Annotated in this window: 18 protein-coding genes; 9 read left to right on the top strand and 9 right to left on the bottom strand. The window is 73.7% G+C overall.

Features of this window, described 5'->3' with window-relative positions; all coding sequences use genetic code 11:
- Window positions 1–19: 19 nt before the first annotated feature.
- The gene (locus tag GGG17_RS11460) at window positions 20–697 is read right to left on the bottom strand and encodes a Crp/Fnr family transcriptional regulator (RefSeq protein ID WP_446471669.1); all 678 of its coding nucleotides are present in this window, start codon (window positions 695–697) and stop codon (window positions 20–22) included.
- A 63-nt stretch (window positions 698–760) separates the two neighbouring features.
- Here GGG17_RS11460 and nth point away from each other — a divergent pair, with 63 nt between their 5' ends.
- The 3 genes from nth to GGG17_RS11445 are packed head-to-tail and all read left to right on the top strand — an operon-like array spanning window position 761 to window position 3430.
- A complete protein-coding gene (gene nth / locus GGG17_RS11455) occupies window positions 761–1567 on the top strand; it encodes an endonuclease III (RefSeq protein ID WP_288797365.1) in 807 nt (268 codons plus the stop codon).
- Window positions 1564–2217 (top strand): NUDIX hydrolase, encoded by a 654-nt coding sequence (locus GGG17_RS11450; RefSeq protein WP_154593839.1) that lies wholly within the window; start codon window positions 1564–1566, stop codon window positions 2215–2217. Before nth ends, GGG17_RS11450 begins: the two co-directional genes overlap by 4 nt.
- A 7-nt stretch (window positions 2218–2224) precedes the next feature.
- Window positions 2225–3430 (top strand): MarP family serine protease, encoded by a 1206-nt coding sequence (locus GGG17_RS11445; protein WP_154593838.1) that lies wholly within the window; start codon window positions 2225–2227, stop codon window positions 3428–3430.
- A gap of 40 nt (window positions 3431–3470) precedes the next feature.
- On the opposite strand, the gene GGG17_RS11440 is transcribed toward GGG17_RS11445, so the two are convergent.
- The 4 genes from GGG17_RS11440 to nhaA all read right to left on the bottom strand — a co-directional run bounded on the left by GGG17_RS11440 (window position 3471) and on the right by nhaA (window position 7480).
- Entirely contained in the window at window positions 3471–4400 is a 930-nt protein-coding gene (locus tag GGG17_RS11440; RefSeq protein WP_230082908.1) for an alpha/beta fold hydrolase, read from the bottom strand.
- A gap of 130 nt (window positions 4401–4530) precedes the next feature.
- On the bottom strand, window positions 4531–5130 hold the full coding sequence (locus GGG17_RS11435) for a phage holin family protein (protein ID WP_154593837.1): 600 nt from the start codon (window positions 5128–5130) through the stop codon (window positions 4531–4533).
- 131 nt (window positions 5131–5261) lie between these two features.
- Window positions 5262–6125: a YwiC-like family protein gene (locus GGG17_RS11430; RefSeq protein ID WP_154593836.1), complete on the bottom strand. Its 864-nt coding sequence runs from the start codon at window positions 6123–6125 to the stop codon at window positions 5262–5264.
- Window positions 6122–7480: a Na+/H+ antiporter NhaA gene (nhaA, locus tag GGG17_RS11425; protein ID WP_154593835.1), complete on the bottom strand. Its 1359-nt coding sequence runs from the start codon at window positions 7478–7480 to the stop codon at window positions 6122–6124. The genes GGG17_RS11430 and nhaA overlap by 4 nt, the downstream gene beginning before the upstream one ends.
- A gap of 229 nt (window positions 7481–7709) precedes the next feature.
- Between nhaA and GGG17_RS11420 the strand changes: the two genes are divergently transcribed.
- Entirely contained in the window at window positions 7710–8531 is an 822-nt protein-coding gene (locus GGG17_RS11420; protein ID WP_154593834.1) for a glycerophosphodiester phosphodiesterase family protein, read from the top strand.
- 198 nt (window positions 8532–8729) lie between these two features.
- Here GGG17_RS11420 and acs read toward each other — a convergent pair whose 3' ends face one another.
- Window positions 8730–10661 (bottom strand): acetate--CoA ligase, encoded by a 1932-nt coding sequence (acs, locus tag GGG17_RS11415; RefSeq protein ID WP_311966631.1) that lies wholly within the window; start codon window positions 10659–10661, stop codon window positions 8730–8732.
- Between the two features lie 227 nt (window positions 10662–10888).
- Between acs and GGG17_RS11410 the strand changes: the two genes are divergently transcribed.
- Both GGG17_RS11410 and GGG17_RS11405 read left to right on the top strand, forming a co-directional pair.
- Window positions 10889–11974 (top strand): toxic anion resistance protein, encoded by a 1086-nt coding sequence (locus GGG17_RS11410; protein WP_154593833.1) that lies wholly within the window; start codon window positions 10889–10891, stop codon window positions 11972–11974.
- A 13-nt stretch (window positions 11975–11987) separates the two neighbouring features.
- Window positions 11988–12650: a hypothetical protein gene (locus tag GGG17_RS11405; protein WP_154593832.1), complete on the top strand. Its 663-nt coding sequence runs from the start codon at window positions 11988–11990 to the stop codon at window positions 12648–12650.
- Window positions 12651–12680: 30 nt separating this feature from the next.
- Here GGG17_RS11405 and GGG17_RS11400 read toward each other — a convergent pair whose 3' ends face one another.
- The 3 genes from GGG17_RS11400 to GGG17_RS11390 are packed head-to-tail and all read right to left on the bottom strand — an operon-like array spanning window position 12681 to window position 14921.
- Window positions 12681–13973, bottom strand: a complete 1293-nt coding sequence (locus GGG17_RS11400; protein WP_154593831.1) for an MFS transporter — start codon at window positions 13971–13973, stop codon at window positions 12681–12683.
- Complete coding sequence (locus GGG17_RS11395) at window positions 13915–14226, bottom strand: AzlD domain-containing protein (RefSeq protein WP_154593830.1); 312 nt, start codon at window positions 14224–14226, stop codon at window positions 13915–13917. Before GGG17_RS11395 ends, GGG17_RS11400 begins: the two co-directional genes overlap by 59 nt.
- Window positions 14223–14921: an AzlC family ABC transporter permease gene (locus GGG17_RS11390; protein ID WP_230082907.1), complete on the bottom strand. Its 699-nt coding sequence runs from the start codon at window positions 14919–14921 to the stop codon at window positions 14223–14225. Before GGG17_RS11390 ends, GGG17_RS11395 begins: the two co-directional genes overlap by 4 nt.
- Before the next feature lie 141 nt (window positions 14922–15062).
- Between GGG17_RS11390 and GGG17_RS11385 the strand changes: the two genes are divergently transcribed.
- Genes GGG17_RS11385 through GGG17_RS11375 form a run of 3 tightly spaced genes read left to right on the top strand, consistent with a single transcriptional unit; the run spans window position 15063 to window position 17472 of the window.
- Window positions 15063–16304, top strand: a complete 1242-nt coding sequence (locus tag GGG17_RS11385) for a helix-turn-helix domain-containing protein (protein WP_195849218.1) — start codon at window positions 15063–15065, stop codon at window positions 16302–16304.
- 17 nt (window positions 16305–16321) lie between these two features.
- Window positions 16322–16969: a histidine phosphatase family protein gene (locus GGG17_RS11380; RefSeq protein WP_154593828.1), complete on the top strand. Its 648-nt coding sequence runs from the start codon at window positions 16322–16324 to the stop codon at window positions 16967–16969.
- 56 nt (window positions 16970–17025) lie between these two features.
- A complete protein-coding gene (locus tag GGG17_RS11375; protein ID WP_154593827.1) occupies window positions 17026–17472 on the top strand; it encodes a hypothetical protein in 447 nt (148 codons plus the stop codon).
- The last annotated feature ends 30 nt before the right edge of the window (window positions 17473–17502 follow it).

Here is a 17502-nt window from a genome sequence, read left to right as displayed (position 1 = left end):
CGGCCTGGTGGCCGCTCGCTCAGCGAGCGCGACGATAGAGGCGCTCGATGTCCAGGAGCACGACCGCGCGGGCCTCGAGGCGGATCCACCCGCGGCTGGCGAAGTCGGCGAGGGACTTGTTGACCGTCTCGCGGGAAGCGCCGACGAGCTGGGCCAGCTCCTCCTGGGTGAGGTCGTGGGCGACGAGGACGCCGTCCTCGGACGGGCGACCGAAGCGGCGGGACAGGTCGACGAGGGCCTTGGCCACGCGGCCGGGCACGTCGGTGAAGACCATGTCGGCGAGCGACTCGTTGGTGCGGCGCAGGCGACGCGCGAGCGCGGCGAGCAGGGTCAGCGAGACCTCCGGGCGAGCGGTGAGCCAGCTGCGCAGACTGTCGTGGCCGAGCCCGACGAGAGAGGTCTCCGCCACGGCGGTGGCGGTCAGGGTGCGCGGGCCGGGGTCGAACAGCGACAGCTCGCCGAACATCTCGGCGGGCCCGAGCACCGCGAAGAGGTTCTCGCGCCCGTCGCCGCTGGTGCGACCGAGCTTGATCTTGCCGTCGACGATGATGTAGAGGGCATCGCCCTGGGCGCCCTCGTGGAACAGCACCTCTCCCCGCTCGAGGTGCACGGGGCTCATGGAGGTCTGCAGCGTGCTGGCTGCCTCGTCGTCGAGCGCCGCGAAGAGCGGGGACCTTCTCACCACGTCGTTGTCCACGTCAGCCATTGTGCCATCACGGACGTGGAGGGGCGGGACCGACCGCGCGAGTAGCCTGATCGGGTGTCCACCCTCGACCCCGCCTCGCGTCCGACGCCCACCGGTGAATCGCCGCTTGCGCTCACGCGCCGTGCCCGCCGGACCTATCGCGTCCTGCACGACACCTACCCCTACGCCATCGCCGAGCTCGACTTCACGACGCCGCTCGAGCTGCTGGTCGCGACGGTGCTGTCGGCGCAGACCACCGACGTGGGGGTCAACAAGGTCACCCCGGCCCTCTTCGCGCGCTACCCGGACGCGGCCGCCTACGCCGCGGCGGACCGCACCGAGCTGGAGGAGCTGATCCGTCCGACCGGCTTCTACCGCGCCAAGACCGACGCCCTGATCAAGCTCGGGACGGCCCTCGTCGAGCGGTATGACGGGCAGGTCCCGGGCCGCCTCAAGGACCTCGTCACGCTCCCCGGCGTGGGGCGCAAGACCGCCAACGTCGTCCTCGGCAACGCGTTCGGCGTCCCGGGGATCACGGTGGACACGCACTTCGGGAGGCTGGCCCGTCGCCTCGGCTGGACCGCCGAGGACGACCCGGTCAAGGTCGAGCACGAGGTGGGAGCCCTCATCCCGCGCAAGGACTGGACGATGCTCTCGCACGTCCTGATCTACCACGGCCGCCGCCTCTGCCATGCCCGCAAGCCGGCGTGCGGCGTGTGTCCCGTGGCGACCCTCTGTCCGGCGTACGGAGAGGGCGAGACCGACCCGGCCAAGGCCCGCAGGCTCGCCAAGTTCGAGCTCGCGCCCGGCGCGCCCTGGCCGCAGCGCCTGGGCGAGGCCCCGAGCGGGCTGGCGGCCCGGTGGGCCGAGGAGGGCGTATGACGCCAGCCCGACCCCAGTGGCTGGACACCCTGGTCGACCGTCTGGGCACGACGCCGGCGCACTACTACTCGCGCTTCCTGCCGCCGCAGGAGGGGGCCGGTCGCCGGGCGGGGGTGCTCGTCCTGGTCGGCCCCCGCGACGGTGACGGCACCGACCACGAGATCCTGCTGACCGAGCGGGCTCACGGCATGCGCTCGCACGCCGGGCAGGTGGCCTTCCCCGGAGGGTCGGTCGACCCCGGGGACCGCGACGTGGTCGACGCGGCGCTGCGCGAGGCCCACGAGGAGGTCGGGCTCGACCGGACCTCGGTGGAGGTGCTGGCCACGGTGCCAGAGCTCTACATGCCGCACCGGGACTTCGGGGTGACCCCCGTCGTCGGGTGGTGGCGCGAGCCGCACCCGTTGACCGCGGGCGACCCGCGCGAGGTCGCCTCGGTGCTGCGGGCCCCGGTCTCCGAGCTCGTCGACCCTGCCAACCGCTTCACCGTCACCCACCCCAACGGCTACCGCGGGCCGGCCTTCGAGGTCGACGGGCTGCTGGTGTGGGGCTTCACCGCAGGGATCCTCAGCAAGCTGCTGGACCTCGCGGGCCTCGCCGAGCCCTGGGACGTGTCGCGCCTCGAGGAACTTCCGGAGCAGATGTGGCGCTGATCGGGTCATGAGCCCAGTCGTCCTGGACGTGATCCTGCTCGTCGCCCTCGGCCTGCACGCCGCCGCGGGCTGGCGTCGCGGCCTGGTCATGTCCGCCTTCGCGACCGCGGGGCTCGTGGCCGGCGCCGTCCTCGGCCTGCGCGCCCTGCCGCCGCTGCTCCAGAACGTCCAGGCGCTGCGTGACTCGCTCCTGCTGCGCGCCGCCGTCCTCGCGCTCGGCGTCCTGCTGCTCGCGGTGATCGGCGAGGCCCTGCTCGGACGCGTCGGTGCCCACCTGCGGTCCCGCAACCGCCTGCGCCCCACCCAGCTGCTCGACGCCGCCACCGGGGCCGTCGCCTCGGTGCTGGTCCTGGCATCGATCTACTGGTTCGTCGGCGACACCCTGCGCGCGGCGGCCCCCGGCAGCGTCGCCCGCACCGTCGCCGGGTCGCGGGTGCTGCGCTCCGTCGACGCGGTGATGCCCGCCCAGGTCGGGAGAGCCTTCGCGGACTTCCGGTCGCAGGTGGAGGCCAGCGAGTTCCCCCGCGTCTTCGAGGGGATGGGGGCCGAGCCCATCACGCCCGCCGCCCCGCCGGACCCGCGCGTCGCCCGGACGGCCGGCGTCGTCGCGGCCCGCGACTCGATCGTCAAGGTCGTCGGGGACGCGCCCGCCTGCCGCCGCGAGCAGGACGGCAGCGGCTGGGTCATGTCGCCCCAGCGCGTCGTCACCAACGCCCACGTGGTCGCCGGCACCGATCGGGTGCGCGTGCAGGTCGGTGGCCAGGGACACTCGTATGCCGCCACCGTCGTCTCGTTCGACCCCCGCCTGGACGTGGCGGTGCTTCACGTCCCCGAGCTGCAGGCCCGGCCGCTGCAGGTGGCCGACACGCTGCGCGCCGAGGCCGACGCGGTGGTGGCCGGCTTCCCCGGCGGCGGGCCGTACCGCCTCGGCGCGGCCCGCGTGCGCACGGTCGTGTCGGCGCGGGGCGAGGACATCTACGGCAGCGCGGGGGCCGTGCGCCAGGTCTACTCGCTGTACGCCACCGTCCGCCCCGGCAACTCCGGCGGGCCGCTGCTCACGACCGACGGCCGCGTGGCCGGGACGGTCTTTGCCCAGTCGGTCGACGACCCGAGCACGGGCTATGCCCTGACCAGCGCGGCCACCCGACCCATCCTCGCCGAGGCCGCCACCGACACCTCGCCCGCCGCCACGGGCTCCTGCTCCGCCGCGTGACGTCCCCCCGACCCCGGGCCACCGTTCGTGAGCCGGGGGCTCAGCGCGGCAGCGCGGCGAGCCAGGGCAGGAGCAGCGCGTCCACCCGCTCGGGGGCCTCCTCCGCCACGAAGTGGCCCGTGCCGGGGAGCAGGTGCGCGTCGAGGCCGGCTGCGACATACCGCGCGGATCCGCCCATCGTCTCCGGGAGGACGGCCCTGTCCGCGGCGCCGTGCAGGTGCAGCACCGGGACGCGGACGGGGCGCCGGAGCGCGGCAGCCCACTGCCGCCCCGAGACCCACAGCTGGGAGCGCGCCATCCAGCGGTAGTACTCGGCGGCGGAGTGGGCGACGAAGGGCAGAGCCATCTGCTCGGCATACCGGGTGGTGATGTCGACGTCCAGCCAGGACGCGCCCGGCGCGGACCACTCGGTGAGGATCCGCGCGACGTAGCCCGAGGCGGGGTCCCCGAGGCGGCGCTCCGGGACGAACGGCCGCTGCAGCCCGGCGAAGGTCCGCCCCGCCTGGATCTGCGTCGGCAGGGTCAGCGACGCGGTCCTCAGGGCGAGCGGGTGCGGCGCCCCGAGGGCGACCACCGCTCGGGTCGCGGCGGGCTGCAGCGAGGGCATCGACCACGCGATCCAGGCGCCGAGCCCCTGGCCCATCACCACGGCCGAGCGCTCACCGAGGGAGCGGACGACGCTGGCCGCGTCCGCGGCGGAGGTGAAGGTGTCGTAGCCGACGGGCGGCTTGTCGGACGCGCCGAACCCTCGCAGGTCCAGGGCGGCCACCCGGTAGCCGGCCTCGCTGAGCGAGGTCAGCTGGTGCCGCCACGCCCACCAGAACTGCGGGAAGTCGTGCAGCAGCAGCACGAGCGGACCGTCCCCGGCCTCGGCGACGTGGAACCTGGCGCCGTTGGCGGACACGAAGCGGTGCCGCCAGGGGCCCGGGACCAGGGTGCTGGCGGCGTCACGCATGGTGCCGTCGTTCATCGTGCCCATCCTGGCAAATGAGCACGTGGCAGCACCAACGGCTCGCTGGCCACCCTCGGGGGCCGGGCGGACGACGGCAGGGCCCCCTCCCACTCGGGAGGGGGCCCTGCGCGAGCTCGTGCGGTGCGGCTCAGGCGCGCGTGGCGCCCGACTCCGTGCCCGCCGTGCCCGCCGTGTCGGCCGTGCCCGTCGTCGCGTAGGTCGCGGTGGCCTCGCGAGAGGTGGTGGCGCTGTGGGACGCGGCGCGCTGGTCGGCGACCGCGGGCCGGGAGGTGTTGGGCTTGAGGGCCTCCACCGTCTCCTGCGCGTTGCGGATCGTCCGCTCGGGCTTGACGTTGACCTTGCTCAGGGCCTTCTTGCCGATCATGGCGAGGATGCCGGCGACGACCAGCAGCACGACCGCGACGATCAGGAAGGACAGCCACGGGGCGAGGCCGAGCGCGACCAGGCCGTACGCGACGGCGATGAGCAGCAGGATCAGGGCCAGGAAGGCGAGCACGCCCGCGCCGGCGAACATGCCGATGCCCTTGCCGGCCTTGGCGACGTCGGTCTTGACCTCGGCCTTGGCGAGCTGGATCTCGTTGCGCATGATGCTCGACACGTCCTGCGTCGCGTCCGCGACCAGCTGGCCGATGGTGCGTGCAGTGGTGTCGCTGCCGTAGTTGCGCGCCTCGCGGTCGCGCTCGGCGCGGCGAGCCTCGTGCTCCTGCTCAGTGTGGGACGTGGACATGGGGGCGACTCCTCGCGGACGGTGGGACCGAGATCCCTGGGCAGGGGTTCGGTCGTGTCATTCACACATTCACCCGAAACCATACCCACATCGGGCGCGCGGACGGGTGAGGTTGCATGATGCGGACGAGGTCAGGCGAGCAGGCAGGCGACCAGCACGGCGCCGCTGAACCCGATCTCCACCAGCCCCACCTGCAGCGGCGTGATCGACCGGCCACGCAGCGGCCCGAGCACCGGCATCGCCCAGGCGCGGACGGCGGCGAGGGCGAGCACCGCGGTGGCCAGGACCAGCGCGGTCGGCGAGACACCTGCGGTGAGTGCCCGTATGCCGCCCAGCGCCGCCGCCAGGAGCGCCACCGTCATCGCCGCGTGATAGGTGACGGAGGCGACGAACCAGCGCCGGTCACCGCGCTCGCGGATCATCGTCTTGACATAGACGACCGTCCCGAAGAAGTAGGCCAGCTGCAGCAGCGTGACGAACGCCGGCACCCGCACCTCCTCGGGCCGGTGCGTGACGGCGTCGGCGACGGCAGCGACCGCCCCGAGCGGGGGGCGCGACGGCAGGCCGGCGCTCCACAGGACGGGGGTGATCAGGCACGCGGCGGCGACGGTGACCAGGCCGCTGAGGGTGGCCCGGTCGCGGCGGCGCGCGGCGAGGACCAGGGCCACCGCGAGAAGCGGGGCAGCCACGACGAGCCACCCGGCCAGCCCGGGCCCCAGCGCGAGCACGGCGAGCCCGAGCAGGCAGCAGGCGACGGCATACGCGCGGACGGGGGGCCAGTAGCGGGGCTTGCGGCGGGCCTTGAGCCACAAGGTGACGGCGTTGAGCAGGAAGTAGCCCACGACCGTGATGGCGAGGACGGGCAGCGCCACCCAGCGCCAGCCGTGGTCCCGCACGAGCAGGACGGTGCCGGTCACGGCGGGCACGACGAGCATGGCCCAGGCGCCGTGCTGCTGGGGCACCCAGCCGGGAGGACGCTTGCGGCCGCGGGTCATGGCTGGGTGCGGCGGCCCTCGTCGAGCCGGCGCGTGCCGTCGGTGGTGTCCTCGCCGGGGGTGTGGACACCGTCGTGCTCGTAGACGTCCGGGACGCCGTCGAGGTCGAGGTCCTCGGCCTCGCGCTCTGCCACCCGGGCGTAGTGCCGGTTGCGGCTGCGCAGGACGACCGACGCGAGCACGGCCGCCAGCAGGGAGCCCAGCAGGACGGCCATCTTGACGTGGTCGTCGCGGTCCGAGCCCGCGCCGTACGCCAGCTCGCCGACCAGCAGAGACACGGTGAACCCGATGCCGGCCAGCAGGGACAGCCCCGCGATGTCGGCCCACGCGAGGTCGCTGTCGAGCTCCGCCCGCGTGAAGCGCGCCAGCAGCCAGGTCGCGCCGAGGATCCCGATGAACTTGCCCAGCACCAGACCGGCGACGACGCCCTGCGCCGCCGGGTCGGTCACGGCCTGGCCGAAACCGCCACCCACGACGGTCACGCCGGCGGCGAAGAATGCGAACAACGGCACCGCCACGCCGGCCGAGACCGGGCGCACCACGTGCTCCAGCCGGTGGCCGACGTCGACGGGGGTGACCAGGCCGAGCAGGACGCCGGCGACGGTGGCGTGGACGCCGGACGCGTGGACCAGACCCCAGGTGAGCAGGGCCAGCGGGATCAGCAGCCACGGCGAGGTCCAGCCCCTCCGCGTCGCGACGGCGAAGGCCGCCAGCGGGACGAGGGCCCCGAGCAGGGCGAGCGCCTGCAGCGACTCGGTGTAGGCCACGGCGATGATCGTGATGGCGATGAGGTCGTCGACGACGGCCAGCGTCAGCAGGAAGGACCGCAGCGCCGACGGCAGGTGGGTGCCGATGACGGCGAGCACGGCGAGGGCGAAGGCGATGTCGGTGGCGGTGGGGATCGCCCAGCCGCGCAGGACGTCGCCGTCCGCGCCGCCGATCATCCCGACGCCGAGGAAGATCAGGGCGGGCAGCACCACCCCGGCGCAGGCGGCCGCCACGGGGACGGTGGCCTTGCGGAGGTCGGACAGGTCGCCACGCGTGAACTCGTGCTTGAGCTCGATGCCGGCGACGAAGAAGAAGATCGCGAGCAGACCGTCGGCCGCCCAGTGGCCGACCGAGAGGTCGAGGTGCAGCGCCGACGGACCGACGTGCAGGTCGCGGAGCGCGGCATAGGACTCCCGCCAGGGCGTGTTGGCCCAGACGAGCGCCGCGAGGGCGGCGAGGAGCAGGAGGGCGCCGCCGACGGTCTCGGTGCGCAGCGCGGCGGTGATGCGCTGGGTCTCGTGCCAGCTGCCGCGGGCGAGGACTCGGGTGCTGCCGGTGGCGCGGGGGCGTGGGGAGTTCGCTGGCATGATGCCTTTCGCGGACGACGTGGGGACGCGGACGAGGGGTCGAGAGGGACGACGCCGACCAGACTTCCCGGCACACCGACGTCCATCCTACCGCGCAGCGCGCCGCGGCAGAGCCCCCGGCCACCGGTGCCCGAGCACCCGGTGGCAGGATCGGGAAGGCCCGGTGAACACCTTGCCGCCAGCGCCCGCCCGGCCCCGAGCGGCCCGCCGAGGCCCTGACGATGGAGGCATGACGTACGGCGACGGTCCTGGCCCCCTGGCGCTCGCCCACCGCGGCGGTGCGCAGCTCGCCCCCGAGAACACCCTGGCGGCCTTCGAGCGCTCGGTGGCGCTCGGGGTGCGCTATCTCGAGTCCGACGTGCGTCTCACCGCCGACGGGCACCTCGTCTGCTTCCACGACGAGACGCTCGACCGGGTCACCGACGGCACCGGCCCGGTGGCGGCCCGCACCGTGGCCGAGGTTCGCCGCCTCCGGGTGTGCGGGCAGGAGCCGGTGCCCACCCTGGTGGAGGCGCTCGAGGCTTTCCCCGACGCGTGCTTCTCGATCGACCTCAAGGACGAGTCCGCGCTCGAGCCGCTGGTGCAGGTCCTGCGGATCCGCCGCTACCGCGAGCGGGTGTGCGTCGCCGGAGCGTGGGACGGCTGGTTGCGCCGGGTCCGCGAGGGCGCCCCGGGCGTCGCGACCTCCCTCGGCTGGCGCTCCCTGACGACGCTGATCGCCTGCTCGCGCGCGGGGGTGCCGGTGCCGCGGTGGATCGGTTCTGCCCCGTTCGCGCACGTGCCGATCCAGCTGGGCCGGGTCCCGATCTTCGTCGAGGAGGTCGTGCACCTCGCCCACTCCGTGGGGGTGCGGGTCGTCACGTGGACCTGCAACGACCCGGTCGCCATAGACCGGTTGCTGTCCCTCGGTGTCGACGGCGTCATCTCGGACCGGCCGGACCTGCTGCGCGAGGTGCTGGTCGCGCGGGGCGACTGGGTGCCCATGCCGGGCGCGACCGGCACGGTGCGCGCGTCGGACGAGCGCCGATCGGGGCTGTCGGGCAACCTGTGACAGGCCCGCTGCGTCCCCCGAGGTGACCGAGGAGCCCACGTCACGCTGACCCGCCGCCGCGCGACCGCCCTGGCGGTGGCCGGGGCGGTCGCGCGTCGTCGGTCATGCTGCGCTAAGACGTCGAGACGGACGCCGTGGAGCGGGTGCCCGGTCCACCCACGGTCCTCGTCCCCGCCCTCCGCGCCGGCTCAGGGTGGGTCAGCGCTGGGACATGCCCTGCTTGATGAAGTCCATCACCGAGGCGTCCGTCAGGGTCGTCGCGTCACCGATCTCTCGGCCCTCGGCGACGTCCTTGAGCAGACGCCGCATGATCTTGCCGGAGCGGGTCTTGGGCAGCTCGGAGACGATCATCACCGACTTGGGCTTGGCGATCGGGCTGATCTCCTTGGCGACGTGCGAGCGCAGCTCCTCGACCGTGGAGTCGCTCTGCTCCGCGCCCTCGCGCAGGATGACGAACGCGCACACGGCCTGCCCCGTCGTGTCGTCCGCCGCGCCGACCACGGCGGCCTCGGCGACCGACGGGTGCGACACCAGGGCCGACTCGATCTCGGCGGTCGACAGCCGGTGCCCGGACACGTTCATGACGTCGTCGACCCGCCCGAGCAGCCAGATGTTGCCCTTGTCGTCGTACTTCGCGCCGTCCCCGGCGAAGTAGTACTTGTCGCCGAACCGGCTCCAGTAGGTGTCCTTGTAGCGCTCCGGGTCGCCCCAGAGGCCGCGCAGCATCGACGGCCAGGGCTTGGTGAGCACGAGGTAGCCGACCTTCTCGGCCTCGGTGAACGGCTCGCCGGCGTCATCGAGGATCTCGGCGCTGATGCCGGGGATCGGCCGCTGCGCGGAGCCCGGCTCGAGCGACGTGACGCCCGGCAGCGGGCTGATCATGATCGCGCCGGTCTCGGTCTGCCACCAGGTGTCGACGATCGGGCAGCGGTCGCCGCCGATGTTCTTGCGGTACCAGAGCCACGCCTCGGGGTTGATGGGCTCACCCACCGAGCCGAGGACCCGCAGCGAGGACAGGTCGTACTTCGCCGGGATCTCGGCGCCCCACTTCATGCAGGTGCGGATCGCCGTGGGGGCGGTGTAGAGGATCGTGACGCCGTACTTCTGGATGATCTCCCACCAGCGACCCTGGTGCGGGTGGTCGGGGGTGCCCTCGTAGACGACCTGGGTCGCGCCGTTGGCCAGCGGGCCGTAGACGAGGTAGGAGTGACCGGTGACCCAACCGATGTCGGCAGTGCACCAGTAGACGTCGGACTCCGGGTGGACGTCGTGGACGACGGCGTTGGTGTAGGCCGCCTGGGTCAGGTAGCCGCCCGAGGTGTGCAGGATGCCCTTGGGCTTCCCGGTCGTGCCGGAGGTGTAGAGGATGTAGAGCGGGTGCTCGGCAGGCATGGGCTGCGCCTCGTGCCGGTCGCTCTGCCGGTCGACGAGGTCGTGCCACCACACGTCCTTGTCGGACCAGTCGACGTCGCCTCCGGTGCGGCGCACGACGAGCACGTGCTCGACGGGCGAGTCCTCGCCCGAGACGGCCTGGTCGACGGCGGCCTTGAGCGGGGCCACCTTGCCCTTGCGGTGCTGGCCGTCGGCGGTGATGACCACGCGGGCCTCGGCGTCGGCGACGCGGGAGCGGATCGCGTCGGCCGAGAACCCCCCGAACACCACCGAGTGCGGCGCCCCGAGGCGGGCGCAGGCCAGCATCGACACGATCGCCTCGGGGATCATCGGCAGGTAGATCGCCACCCGGTCGCCGGTCGCGACGCCCAGCTCGGTGAGCGCGTTGGCCGCCTGGCACACGCGGCGCTGCAGCTCGGCATACGTGATCGTCTGGGTGTCACCCTCGGCACCCTCGAAGTGGATGGCGACCCGCTCGCCGTGGCCGGCCTCGACGTGCCGGTCCACGCAGTTGTGGGCGACGTTGAGCTCGCCGTCGGCGAACCACCGCGCGAACGGCGCGTTGCTCCAGTCGAGCACCTCGGTGAAGTCCTTGCTCCACGTGACGTACCGGCGCGCCTGGTCGGCCCAGAAGCCCTCGGGGTCGGCGTCCGCCTGGGCGAACAGCTCGGCCTGCCCGACCGCCTGCTCCGTGAAGGCGGGGTCCGGCGGGAACTCCTGCGTGGTGTGGTCGGACACGGTCGGCTCCTCCTCGAGTCGGGACGGTTGCTCCCAGCCAACCTCATATCGCCCGCCGGTGCCAGGTCACCGGCCGGCGATGCGACGGTCGTCGTCGGGTGGTCGGTGGCCGTCGCCGGGCGGTCGACCGGCCGTATGCCGCAGCAGCGCCGCACGAGGGGCCGCCGTCATACGGGCATGATGGGGCAGAGTGCCGGCAGAGCGCGCGTCGACGACAGGAGCAGCCCATGACCGAGCCGACCCCGCTGGCGGCGCCCGAGCCCGTCGCCGAGGTGACGCCGCAGCAGGCCGCCGCGGCCGTGGCCGTCGAACCCGCCGTGGCGGAGGCGCTGCGCCGCAACGCCGCGGGCTTCGTGCAGCAGCTGCTCACCCTGGACGTGCACTCGCCCGCGATCGACCAGCGGGTGCGGGACATCACGACGATGGGCGACGCCGAGGTCAAGGCGTCCTCGCAGCTGTCCTCGCGCATGCTCGACCGGCGCGCCCGCTCGGGCTCGGTGGGGGTGCGTGGTCCGGAGCAGGTGGCGGGGGAGCAGCTCGTGCGCCTCCGCCAGGAGGTCGAGGCGCTGGACCCCGCCGACCTGGACAAGCCGGCGCGCAAGCTCCTCGGGCTGGTGCCGATGGGGGACCGGGTCGCGGACTACGTCGAGCGCTACTACGCGAGCCAGGACCGCATCAACATGCTCATCCTGTCGCTGCGCACCCAGCAGGACGAGCTGCGCAAGGACAACGCGGCGGTGGCGGGCGAGCGGGCCAACCTGTGGCGGCTGATGGGTCAGCTCCAGGAGTACTCCGTGCTCGCCGGTGCCATCGACGAGGAGCTCGGGCGCGTGCTGCCGGGGCTCGAGGCGTCCGACCCCGCCCGCGCCCGGGTCCTGCGGGACCAGGTGCAGCATGCCGCGCGCCAGAAGCACCAGGACCTGCTGACCCACCTCGCGGTGTGCACGCAGGGCTACCTCGCGCTGGACCTGGTCCGGTCCAACAACGAGCTGCTCGTGCAGGGCATCGACCGGGCGGCGACCACGACCCTGGCGGCCCTGCGGACCGCCGTGGTCGTCTCGGGGGCGGTCTCGGGGCAGCGGCGCACCGTCGAGGGGGTGCAGGACACGGACCGTCGGTCTGCGGAGATGCTCGACGACTCGGCCCGGACCATGCGCTCGACGGCTGGTTCCGGCTCGCCGGACGCCATCGCCCGCCTCAAGAGCGCCTTCGGCGAGGTCTACGCCGCCCTCGACGAGGCCGACGCGGCCCGCACCCGGGGCGAGGCCGCGGAGGACGAGACGCGCAGCGCCCTGGACCAGCGGCGACCGTGACTAGGCTGGGGTCGTGGCTGGCAACGCTCTGACGCGCTACCTCGCGTCCACCAAGAACATCGTCGGATCCGTGCTCGGGCTCGGCGCAGCCGCCGTCACGGTGCCGACGCACCTGGCCGGTGACTGGTGGCCCGCCGCCGTCGTCGGGCTGTATGCCGTCGGCGCGGCCGTCGCCCCCGGCGCTCGGGGACGGGGAGGTCTCGCCACCGGCACCCAGGCCACGCAGGCGCTGATCGTCGACCTGCGCACCGACCTGCAGCGGCTCGTCGACCAGACCGACCGGTCCGCCAACCGGCTCCCCGAGGAGGGCTACCTCGCGTTCCACCGCGTCGTGGCCGTGCTGCGCGACATCCTGCAGCGTGCCGAGCAGCTCGCCACCTCGCCGGACGACCTGCACGTGGTGCAGCGGACGGTGCGCGACTACCTGCCGACCTCGTTGCAGGCCTATCTCAACCTGCCGGCCAGCTATGCCCGCGAGGCAGACGGCGGCGAGGGTCGCACGCCGGCGGAGGAGCTGACCCACCAGATGCAGGTGCTGGAGCAGCGACTGGGCTCGGTGCAGAGCGCCATCTATGCGGGCGACGCGCAGACCCTGACCGACCAGGGCCGCTTCCTGGAGGAGAAGTTCCACCACGACGGACCTACCGGGGGTAGGGGCATCAGCCTGGGGGACTAAGGCCGGTCGATCTGACTACCGGGGGTAGGTTCAGGCGGCTGGCGATCCCCACAACGACAGCGCGCGCCGCTCGGCCCGCGCCACCCGGCCACCGCCGACCAGAGCCAGCACGAACGCCACCAGCGCCGCTCCGCACGGCACCAGGAAGGCCCGTGAGGCGTCGAGCGTCTCGACCGCCGACCCTCCGGCGAAGGAGCCCGCGGACACCCCGAGGAGCAGGCCGGTCATCACGATGGTCATCCCCTCGTTGATCTGCGACGGCGGCACGAGCCGCTGGGCGAGCATCGTCGAGGTGATCAGCGTGGGGGCGATCGAGCCGCCCGCGACGAGCGCGACCAGCGCGAAGGTCCACACGTGGTCGACCAGCAGCACCGGCAGCAGCAGCACGAACATCGCCGCCGTGCCCCAGCGCAGGCGCCTGGCGATGGCCCCGGTGATGGGCAGGGCGCCATACACGAGCGACCCGACCAGCGAGCCGCCGGCGAACATCCCGAGCGCGACCCCGCCGAAGGACTTGGCGTCGTGCGCCTCCGCGAACGCCAGCGTCACGATGTCCATCGACCCGAAGATCGCGCCGGTCAGCGCCAGCGTCACGGCGAGCAGCAGCAGGCCGGGCGCCCGCCAGGCGCGGCCCGCGTGGTGCTCGTGCACCTCGTGGATCGGTGGCTCGGTGGAGGTCTGGAGGGTGAGGCCGACGACGCCGACGGCATACAGCACGAGCGCGACGAGCAGGCCCGCCTCGGGAAAGACCAGCGTGGCGAGCGCGCCGCCGAGGGCGGGCCCGAGCATGAAGCAGGACTCCTCGGCGACCTGCTCGAAGGAGTTGGCCGCGTGCAGCGAGCGGGGGTCGCCGCCGAGCAGGTGCGCCCACCGGGCCCGGACCAGGGTGCCGACCTGCGGCATCACGGCGTTGCCGAGGTTGGCGAGCACCAGCAGCCAGACGGGTGCGTCGAGGCGGGTGGCGACGAGCAGTATGCCGAGCGCCCCGACCGACACGAGGCCGAGGGGCAGGGCGACCCGCCGCTGGCCGTGGCGGTCGATGAGACGGCCGATGGAGGGGCCCGCGAGGGCCATGCCGACGAGGCCGACCGAGGAGATGGCCCCCGCGAGGCCGTAGGACCCGCGGCGGGTGGAGAGCATGGCGATGATGCTGACGCCCATCATCGCGGCGCCGAAGCGCGCGAGGTAGGCGGTCAGCATGAAGCGGCGCGCCCCGGGGATCCGGAAGAGGACCCCGTAGGCGGAGGTGAACGACGACAGAGGGCTACCCGATCCCGAGATGACGGAGGAGGGCGGCAGCGGCGGCGCCCAGGATGACGACAACGATGAAGGGTAGTCGCAACGCGAGGGCCACGGCAGCCACGGCGAGGGAGCCCAGGCGGGCGTCGACGACGATCGCGCGGCCGGTCACGAAGGTGTTGGCGGCGACCAGGGCCGCCAGCAGGCCGACGGTCATGGTCGCGGCGATCCGGGCGACGAGGGGGTGCTCGAGGTGGTGGCTGGGCACGAGATAGCCGGACAGCTTGGTGAGGTAGCAGACGAGGGCTGCGAGCAGGACGGCGGCGGTGAGGCTCATGCGGGCTCTCCCTGCGCCCCCGCGCGGCGCCGGGTGGCCAGGGCGATGACCAGCGCGACGGCTGCGGCCAGGATGATCGGCAGCCCGGAGGGCAGCGCGGGGGTCGCGAGGACCGTGGCGAGGGCGCAGACGACCGCCACGGCGCGGCCGTCGCGGTGCCGCAGGCGGGGCCACAGCAGGCCGAGGAAGCCCGCCACCGCGGCCCCGTCCAGCCCGTAGGTCCCGGGGTCGCCGATGGCGTCGCCGAGCAGGGCCCCGACGAGGGTGAAGCAGTTCCACAGGACGTAGATGCCGAGCCCGGCGGCCCAGAAGCCTCGCCTGGTCTCGTCGGCGTCGCCCTCCTGGGCGACGGCCGTGGCGGTGGACTCGTCGATGGTGACGTGCGCCTGCAGGGGGCGCAGCGGCCACGGAGGCTTGAGCAGGGCATTCATCTGTATGCCGTACAGCGCGTTGCGGACACCCAGCAGCGCGGCGGTCGACAGCGCCGTCACGGTCGAGCCGCCCGCACCGACGACGCCGATGAACCCGAACTGCGACCCGCCGGTGAACATCAGCAGCGACAGCGCGCAGGTCTGCCAGACGCTGAGCCCCGCGCCCACCCCCAGCGCGCCGAAGGACAGGCCGTAGAGCCCGGTCGCCGCCGCGATGGACAGACCCATGCGCACGGCGGGCGTCATGGCGGGCATGGCGGGCATGGCGGCACCCTCGCACACAGGCGCCGGCCCGGGTGCACGCGACCGTGTCGTGGGATGACAGCGGCGGCTGTTGACCGTAGTGTCAAGGTGGTTGACAGGTGCGGCCCGGGTGTGCCCCGTCCGCGGACAGGAGGAGGTGCCGTGACGGACGCCGACGAGACCTCCTTCGCGAGCCGGTTGCGGCGTGCCCGGCTCGAGGCCGGCATGTCCCAGGGCGAGCTCGCCGGGCAGGACCTGTCGATCAGCTATGTGTCCCACCTCGAGGCGGGCCGTCGCGAGCCGACGCCCCGGCTCACGTCGTTGTTCGAGCGGCGGCTGGACCTGCCCCGCGGCTACCTGGCGGGTGGGTCCTGGGGGCAGGGACGGCACGACGAGGAGGTGCCCGAGGTGTCCACGGCAGACCTGGCAGCCCTCGCGTCCCGGGTCGGGCGGATGCGCTCGGGATCGCCGGCGGAGGACCTGGCGCCCGAGGCGCGCCGGGCCGCCGAGCTGGCTCTCGGCCACGACCGTCCCGAGATGTGGTGGGCCATGACGATCATCGAGGTCAGGGCACTGATGCGGACGGGCGACTACGCCGCGGCGGCGGAGGCGGCGACGTCGCTCACGGAGCACCCCTGGGTCCAGTCGCAGCCCTCCCTGGCGGCGGAGGCGCACACGCTGGCCAGCAAGACGAGCCGCCGGGCGGCCGACCGCACCGCGGCCACGCACCACGCCCACCGGGCGCTCGAGGCGAGCGCCGACGTCGGGGACCCGGCCCTGCGGGCTGAGGCCGTGATCGCGGCGCTGGCCACGCACGTGCTGCCCGGTGACGGCCTGGTCGTCGAGCTCGAGACGCTGCACCACCGGCTCGCGGGCACCCACCTCGGGGGCCTGGTCGCGTGGACCATCGGCACGCACGCCTTCGAGGGCGGCGACGTGCGCGGCGGGTTGCGGTGGCACCAGCTCGCCGCGACCGAGATCAACCCGGACGTCGACCACCGTGACTGGGCTCGCTTCGTCGGGGCGACGTGCTGGATGAGGGTGAGCCGTCGGGTGGACGACGACGTGCCCGAGCTGATCACCCTGGCGCGCCAGCACCTGAGCTGGCTGGGCTGCACGGACGAGCTGGCGGACCTCGCGCGGACCGAGGCGCAGTGGCACGAGCAGCACGGCCGTCTGTCCGAAGCGCGCCGGGTGCTGGACGACGCGCTGCGCCTCCCCGGGCTGGCGGGGCTGGCCCGGGGGCGGCTGCGCCTGGACCGCGCTCGTGTCCTGCAGACCGCGGATGACCCCGAGGAGGTGGCGCTCGAGGCCCTGTCCGCAGCCAGGGACCTGACCTTGGCGGGGGACGCCGAGGGGGCGAGGGCGGCCTGGCAGCTGTATGACGAGGTCTCCACCCCCTGAGCTGTACCGTGCGACCTATGCGTCTCATCCTCGTCCGCCACGGCCAGACCACGTCCAACGTCGCGGGCCTGCTGGACACCGCGCGTCCCGGGGCGGACCTCACCGACCGGGGCCGCGAGCAGGCGCAGGCCGTGGTCCCGGCGCTCGCGCACGAGCCCGTGGACGCGATCTACGTCTCCAGCCTGATGCGCACCCATCAGACCGCTGCGCCGCTCGCGGCCGCTCGCGGCCTCACGCCGATCCAGCTGGACGACCTGCGCGAGATCGCCGCGGGTGACATCGAGATGCGGGGGGACCGCGAGGCGGTGCGCACCTACCTCGAGGTGCTCTATGCCTGGGCACGGGGCGACCTCGACGCCGCGATGCCGGGCGCGGAGTCGGGCCACGAGGTCCTCGGCAGGTTCGACGCGGCGGTGAAGGAGGTGGCGGACTCCGGCGCCGAGTGCCCCGTCGTGGTCAGCCACGGCGCCGTGCTGCGGCTCTGGACCGCGATGCGGTGCGCCAACCTGACAGGGGAGTTCCTCGCCGACCGGCTCATCAGCAACACCGGCATCATCGTGCTCGAGGGCGGGCCTGACCTCGGCTGGACCTGCCTGACCTGGGAGGGTGACCCGGCGGGGGGCGAGCAGCCCGGCGACGAGGCCCACGACGGTCCCACCGCGTGACCCCCGTCGGAGCGCCGTGCCGGAACGCCCGTCTGCGGCGGGGCGTCATACGAGGTATGACGACGCCCACCCGCCCTGCCGCTGCCGCCGTCGGCACGGCGATCCTCTTGCTCGTCCTCGCCGCCTGCGGCTCCGGCACGGCCTCGCCCCCGGCGACAAGCACCCCCACCAGCACGACCAGCCCGTCCAGCACGACCAGCACCAGCACCCCCGCCAGCCCGGGAGGCACCATGACCTCGCCCCTCGTCCCCACGACCGACGTCTCGGACCACGGCAAGCCCACCCCGACGCTCAGGGTCACCGGCGTGGTGACCGAGGGCGTCGAGCCCCGCTGCCTGGTCCTGACCGACCAGGGCACCGGCGAGACCTACCAGCCCATGGGCGGCGGGCTCGCGGTCGGCGACCGGGTGACCGTCGAGGGGCACGAGGCCAAGGGTGTCGCGACGACCTGCATGCAGGGCAAGCCCCTCCGGATCACCCGGGTGGTCAGCCGCGAGGGCTGACCACCCGGGTGGACGCGCTCGGCCCGCCGC

Origin of the sequence: Arsenicicoccus cauae (genome assembly GCF_009707125.1) — a bacterium.
Classification (GTDB): domain Bacteria; phylum Actinomycetota; class Actinomycetes; order Actinomycetales; family Dermatophilaceae; genus Arsenicicoccus; species Arsenicicoccus cauae.
The sequence above is the reverse complement of the archived record's forward strand: the minus strand, read 5'-3'. Positions and strand labels throughout refer to the sequence as shown.